We start from the raw sequence: 6,268 nt of genomic DNA on the forward strand, positions 1-6,268 counted from the left end.
AGATTTATTATTTCTATCTTGTAAATACCCAAGTTGTATCAGATGATAGGTATTCCTTATAACTATATCCTTCCTCATTAAATTCCTTCAATTCATTTGGCGAAACAATATTATTCTCAATAATGAACCTTAACATAAGTCCTCTTGCCCGTTTTGTATAAATAGTTATGACTTTATGAGTTCCATTTTTATATTCCTTAAATACTGGTGTTATAACCCTTACATTAATTTTACTCATATCTAATACCGAAGAATATTCCTTTGAGGCTAAATCTAATAATAGGTTATCCTTTTGGAAATGTAATTCTTTTTTAATATAGGTGGTAAGCTTAGATTTCCAAAAGCTAGTTAAATTATTACTTCTCCTATATTTAAGCTTGGTTCCCATTTCTAATCTATAAGACTGAATTAAATCTAATGGTCTTAATGCACCATATAGCCCTGAAAGTATTCTTAAATGATCATTTGCAAAAGCTAACTGCTTTTCACTTAAATCAATTGCATTTATCCCTTGATATACTGCACCATCATAAGCTAATAAAGCTTGTTTCGCATTTGATAAATTATGTTCTTCCTGCCACCTAATGTGTCTTATAAAATTCTGCTCTGCAAGATTACTATTTATTTTAAGAAGTCCTTCCATCTCTGGCGGAGAATATTTTAAAAGCTCCTTAATTAAGCCACTTGCTTCCTTTATAAATAGCGGCTTTGTATATAAATTAGTACTAAGTGCCCTATCCATGTTAAGAGTTTTTGCTGGCGATAATATGATAAGCATTGGTAACTCACCTCATGATAATTATATCATGATTATTGCGAAGTCTGCATTTTAAAAATTAACCAACTACTAACCCCTTTAACTTCTTCAAAATTTTATTCTTTCTATTTATTGCTGTAGTATAGACTAAACCCTTCTTATCAGCATAAGTTTTGATCGAAACTTTATTATAGTACACCATAATAACAAGTTCTAATTCCTCTTCAGATAGTCTTGCCAAAGCTTGTCTTAATTCTTTGGATTTTTCATGTTTAATCAGCTCCTCCTCAATCATTTCCGGTTCTTCTATGCAATCAACAAATTCATTATAATTATCTTCAGCTTCATTTAAAGGTGTATTAAGGCTTAGCTCCTTATTATACCTAGAGTTTCTTCTTGCAGTATATTTAAATTCATTTTGTATAGCATTCATAGCGTAGCTTGTAAAGGTATGAGAGCCTATTTTATATTTTAATACTGCATTTATTATGGTAACATAGGCTATCTGAGCTAAATCATAGGTGTCAAAGTCTTTAATATTAAATGTTTTTGCAGTTTTGAAAATAAAGGGCTTGTATTGCTCTAGGATTTTTAAAAGATCTTCCTGACTTCCTATTTTCGCTCTTATTACACAGGCTTCAATTTCATTTTGATTCACATTTACCCCTCCATTATATATAATTATTTAGCCACTAACCCATGCTACTACAAAACACTTTATAAGATGTAACAATAGTGCACTACTCCTCACTTTTACTACATAACCTTTTGACACTCCCCACTCCACTTAAGCCTAGCAGTACCCACCTGTCCATTTCTGTTTTTTGCAACAATGCAGTCTATAGTATTGGGTCTGTCACTGTCTGCTTTGTAATATTCATCCCTATACAAAAACATAACGATATCGGCATCCTGCTCTATAGCACCTGATTCCCTAAGGTCAGACAATAGAGGTTTATGATCTGCCCTAGTCTCCGGGGCACGAGACAATTGAGACAAGGAAATAACGGTTATATCCAGCTCCTTTGCCATAAGTTTAAGGCTTCTTGATATTTTTGAAATATCCTGTGTTCTATTTTCTGTTCTTTCCTCACTATTTATTAGCTGTAAATAATCTATAAATACCACATTAAGACCCCATTGAAGCTTTAGTCTTTTACATTCTTCCTTAAGCTTTCTAAGTGTAAATATCTTATCAAAAATCATAAGTGAGCTGCTGGCAATTATACTGCTTGCACTCCCTACAAGGGCCCATTGAGCATCATTGAGACTGCCTTTTTTTATATTTTCCATAGGTATTTCTGAATAGGAGGCAATTGCTCTTTCAATTATTTGCGTCTTTCCCATTTCTAGATTGAAAAAAGCAGTTTTGGCCTTAGCTCTTAAGGCACAGTTTAGAGCCAAATTAAGAGCTACAGCAGTTTTCCCCATGGAAGGTCTTGCTGCTATTATGATAAAATCCTGAGGCTTAAAGCCCCCAAGAACCTTGTCCAAGCTTTTATAACCGCATTTTATGCCTTGAATGTCCCCACCATTTTTCCATCTTTCTTCAAGTTTATTTAAAAAGTCTATCATTGGCTCTTCCAGTTTCCCATCCTCCAGACTCCTTTCAAATTTAATATTTATAAGCTTATCCTGTACGGCTTCAATAACACTACTACTTTCAATATCCTTTTCTTTAAGTTCCAGTAACATTTCCTTAGCAGTCTTCATAAGCTTTCTTTTATTAGATTTTTCTTTTACTATTGAGCCATAGGAAAGCAGGCCTTCAGCAGAAATACAGCTTGAAAAAATTTGGCTTATGTAGGTTATGCCGCCTGCTTCAGTTAAACATACTCCAAGCCTATCACAAAGAGTTGTTATATCTATAAGTGATCCATCTTCATACATGCTTACCATAGCCTTATATATTATTTGGTGTTTAGGGCTGTAAAAATCATCATAGCTTAAAAAATCAATAATATTACAAAGGCTGTTGTTATTATTCATTATTGAACCTAAAACTTCAGCTTCAGCCTCCAAATTATAAAAAGTGTTTATTGCCATCACATATACCTCACTCTATAAGCTCATAGGCCTTGGCATTAGGAATAGATCTATTTTCTTTAGATAGCTCTTTTTTGTTTTTAAAGTCCCTCTTGTAGGCATTGACTCCCTGCATTGTGCTATAACCTTTTTCAAGCCAGCTGTTAAGAACTCTTTCTATATAGGCCATTGTTCTGGCATTATGCTTTACAGCTTCTTCAATAGCAGCTATTACCACCTCAAAATCCATATCTTTGCACCAGTCAAAAAGCTTCTCATATTCCATAGGGGTTATTAGATGAATATTATTATTAAAAGCATTAATTACTTTCTTAAAGTTATTATTTAAGTCCCCATTTAAAGCAACAGCAGCAGCTTTAATTTTCTCTTCTACTTCTTCTTTTTCTTCTTTTTCTATTTCTTCTTCTTCCCTTAAGAGTATTTTTTCTTCTTCACTATGGCTTGTATACCCTATGGAAACTATATCTATACCATTGAAAATAGTCTCAACAGGATAGTTATTATTTTTACATATATTGTATAGTTCTGTAATGAAAGCAGTCTGCTTAACTTGCTTTAACTCTCTATTAATGCAGCTAATAACTGGCTTGCTACCTATAAAGTTATGCCTTAGCCAATTTACAACCATAATTTCTTTTGTTTCACTGCAATATTTTATCTTCCCATACTCAATAAACCTATTTAAGAGCTTTTCAATAGTTTCCCTGTTATAGCCTGTCTCCACTTCAGCAAACTTAATAATAAAAGTATAAATTCCGCATTGAGTAGTGTTATCATTAGTCATAAGATACATGTAGAAGAACTTTTCCTCTGGTGTGAGCTCTGTAACAAAACTATCCTTCCAGAAACAGGTTTGTAATTGTCTATACTTCGCCATAATTAATGCTCTCCTTTTTATTTATTATAGTTGTCCACCATTATCATTAAGTAGCTAATTAGATAAAAAAAATAGTTTTTCTATGGGCTCATTTGGAAAGGCCTTCCTTATTCCAACTAATGCCTTACTTCCCGCTCCCCTTTTTCCTGATATAATGCGCGAAACAGTAGCAGAGGATAGTCCGCATTTCATAGCAAGCTGTCGTTCTGACCATCCTTTTTTTTCAATAAGAGTTATAAGATATTTTACATTTAAAAGCATTTGATTTCCTCCCTTGTGTTACCTTTCGTTCTCATATTTAATGTTAACATTTCAATTTACCAATTGTCATTTAATTCCATGGAATTCTATTGCCATTAGGTATCACTTTTTATATAATTAATTTAAAAGGATGTGATGTCATGAATTTTGGTGAATATATAAAAAATTTAAGAAAAGAAATAGGATTATCTCAAAGAGAGCTTGCTGAAAAGTGCAGTGTTAGTAACGCAGAAATTTGTAGAATTGAAACTGGTGAAAGGAAAAAACCTTCTCCTATAGTTCTTAAAGCTATTGCTCCTTTTTTAGGTGTAGCTTGCGAAGAACTATTACAAAAGGCAGGATATATAGAAGAGGTCATAGACCACAAAGGCTTCACTGAAAATATTTATAAAGATGAAGATGGAAACCTAATAGACATAACAAGACAAATAAAAGATATGTATGAAAAGGATAGTAGCTGGGCTAATCTTGCCTATAGAGTATCAGCTTCAGACCTTTCAGAAAATGAACTGCAAATAATAAAAGCTCAGACTGAAGTTTTACTCCAGCAATTTTTAAAATATAAAAAAAGATAAAAGTCAAGTCTTGTAATAGATATACCAAAAATGTATAATTTTCCTTACTAACTTATTTACTTATTAGTTTTTGTTATGGAGGTTATGCATGAAACAAGATTACGATATAGATTACTGTACCTTAAATCATATTCCAGAATATCGTCAAAATTACATTGCTCTTAGACTATCCTGGCTAATTGAGTTATTACATTTTAATAATAACCACTTGCCTATTGATTATATGGAACTTTTAGAAGATATAAAAGCACTTCAACCCTTCCCTTTTGAATACTCATTCATTGATCTCTCTGAAAAATATGATGCACTAACAGAATATGTTGAAGAACATAGTTTACATATTATTTTTGTTAATAGAAATAAAGTAAACTATCCTCTCGAGCATCCTACTTATAAAAAATTAACCTTTGCTATCGCCCGTGAATTAGCACATATCATACTAGGACATCTATTAATTCCACACATTTTAAAGACTTCCGAAGAAATTAATATTGAACAGATTGAAGCTGATGAATTTGCTTCAAGATTTCTAAATGCTGGAGCTGTAGGCTTTTCATATAATCATTGTCACCCCAGGTCATCAGATGAATCTGCATTGTATCAAAGGCAGCTAATCAGAAAAGTATAAACTATTTAAATATATAAATAGTTCCCTATAAAAAATTTTAAATATACTTATATTTGCCTATAAAAATATTCTAATATATAAATATTTACTTGAAACAAGCCATTTCATAGTAAATCTAGCCTTTATGTGCATATTTATATATATATAAATTTGTGATTGAGGTGAACGTCATTGGAAAGAAAAAATCAGTCTATTAGCTCTATAGAGAATCTTGACTATTATGATGAGGAGGAAAACGGCTTTTCGGAAGGTGATGTGGCACCTGGAAATGTTTTATCCTCTTTTAGCTTTACATCAGAATCAGAACCTGGTTTAACAGGAACTCCAACTACTATTAATGCTTTTGGGTTTAACACCTCAAAACCTGATGCAGAAGCATTAATAGATACTAGAAAAACCAAAACAGAAGCTAATATAGCCACTCCATCCATTGATGGAGAAGCCTACACAGTAAATCGCTTCTATAAGCTTCGCTACTCTACAGCAAAGATGCTTAACGAAATTAAAGCAGCTCATCCCGATGTTAATGTGTATATGAATACTATTGTGGATGAGGCTATTAGGTATTACCATGGTTTTTTATTTGAAAAATAATATATAAATTAAGTAATTAAAAATAAAATAGCAGCTATACCGTCATTTACTTCGCCTACTGCATATTTATTATTATAAATGCAAAAATGGAGGTGATTACATGGAAGACCTTTTAAAAAGCATAGCTAATGTTGGTTTCCCCATAGCGGTAGCTGCTTATCTGCTTATAAGAATTGAAGGTAAGCTAGACAGTCTATCTTCTTCTATAAACCAGCTTTCAACTATACTTTCAGTAAGGCTTAGTGGTAATGATAGCAAAAAAGCTACATATTAGAGAATTATCCTGCAGCAAATCTATCTGCTGCAGGATAATTCTTTTTTGCTTTTATTAATGTAAAATATTTTTAAAATTTCTTATGTTTAACCCGATAAATAATTTCCAAAGTGTATATTTATGTATGTGGCCACAATTAAATACTGAAAAAGGAGGTGAATATATATGGCAGTAAACAGTGTAGATTGTCAAGTAAAATTGACCCCTTTTTGCGTTTAAATTTGACCCCCTACGGGTTAAATTTCAATCAGTTCAA

General features: G+C 32.2%; 9 protein-coding genes. 4 read left to right on the plus strand and 5 right to left on the minus strand.

The window, feature by feature from the left end:
- Positions 1-13: 13 nt before the first annotated feature.
- The 5 genes from yaaA to ACJDUG_RS14200 all read right to left on the minus strand — a co-directional run bounded on the left by yaaA (position 14) and on the right by ACJDUG_RS14200 (position 3,941).
- Positions 14-778 (minus strand): peroxide stress protein YaaA, encoded by a 765-nt coding sequence (gene yaaA / locus ACJDUG_RS14180; protein WP_406770534.1) that lies wholly within the window; start codon positions 776-778, stop codon positions 14-16.
- A 58-nt stretch (positions 779-836) separates the two neighbouring features.
- Positions 837-1,415 (minus strand): sigma-70 family RNA polymerase sigma factor, encoded by a 579-nt coding sequence (locus tag ACJDUG_RS14185; protein ID WP_406770535.1) that lies wholly within the window; start codon positions 1,413-1,415, stop codon positions 837-839.
- Positions 1,416-1,513: 98 nt separating this feature from the next.
- Complete coding sequence (dnaB, locus tag ACJDUG_RS14190) at positions 1,514-2,803, minus strand: replicative DNA helicase (RefSeq protein ID WP_406770536.1); 1,290 nt, start codon at positions 2,801-2,803, stop codon at positions 1,514-1,516.
- Positions 2,804-2,813: 10 nt separating this feature from the next.
- Entirely contained in the window at positions 2,814-3,680 is an 867-nt protein-coding gene (locus ACJDUG_RS14195) for a DnaD domain-containing protein (protein WP_406770537.1), read from the minus strand.
- A 54-nt stretch (positions 3,681-3,734) separates the two neighbouring features.
- Positions 3,735-3,941: a helix-turn-helix domain-containing protein gene (locus tag ACJDUG_RS14200; protein WP_406770538.1), complete on the minus strand. Its 207-nt coding sequence runs from the start codon at positions 3,939-3,941 to the stop codon at positions 3,735-3,737.
- Between the two features lie 140 nt (positions 3,942-4,081).
- On the opposite strand from ACJDUG_RS14200, the gene ACJDUG_RS14205 reads away from it, so the two are divergent.
- The 4 genes from ACJDUG_RS14205 to ACJDUG_RS14220 all read left to right on the plus strand — a co-directional run bounded on the left by ACJDUG_RS14205 (position 4,082) and on the right by ACJDUG_RS14220 (position 6,012).
- Positions 4,082-4,516: a helix-turn-helix domain-containing protein gene (locus tag ACJDUG_RS14205; protein ID WP_406770539.1), complete on the plus strand. Its 435-nt coding sequence runs from the start codon at positions 4,082-4,084 to the stop codon at positions 4,514-4,516.
- An 88-nt stretch (positions 4,517-4,604) separates the two neighbouring features.
- Positions 4,605-5,144 carry an ImmA/IrrE family metallo-endopeptidase gene (locus tag ACJDUG_RS14210; protein ID WP_406770540.1) on the plus strand — a complete coding sequence of 180 codons (540 nt, stop codon included), beginning with the start codon at positions 4,605-4,607 and terminating at the stop codon, positions 5,142-5,144.
- A 171-nt stretch (positions 5,145-5,315) separates the two neighbouring features.
- Positions 5,316-5,738 carry a hypothetical protein gene (locus ACJDUG_RS14215; protein WP_406770541.1) on the plus strand — a complete coding sequence of 141 codons (423 nt, stop codon included), beginning with the start codon at positions 5,316-5,318 and terminating at the stop codon, positions 5,736-5,738.
- Between the two features lie 100 nt (positions 5,739-5,838).
- The gene (locus ACJDUG_RS14220) at positions 5,839-6,012 is read left to right on the plus strand and encodes a YvrJ family protein (RefSeq protein ID WP_406770542.1); all 174 of its coding nucleotides are present in this window, start codon (positions 5,839-5,841) and stop codon (positions 6,010-6,012) included.
- Positions 6,013-6,268: the final 256 nt, after the last annotated feature.

It is taken from the genome of Candidatus Clostridium stratigraminis (assembly GCF_045310675.1).
Taxonomy (GTDB): Bacteria; Bacillota; Clostridia; order Clostridiales; family Clostridiaceae; genus Clostridium_AT; species Clostridium_AT stratigraminis.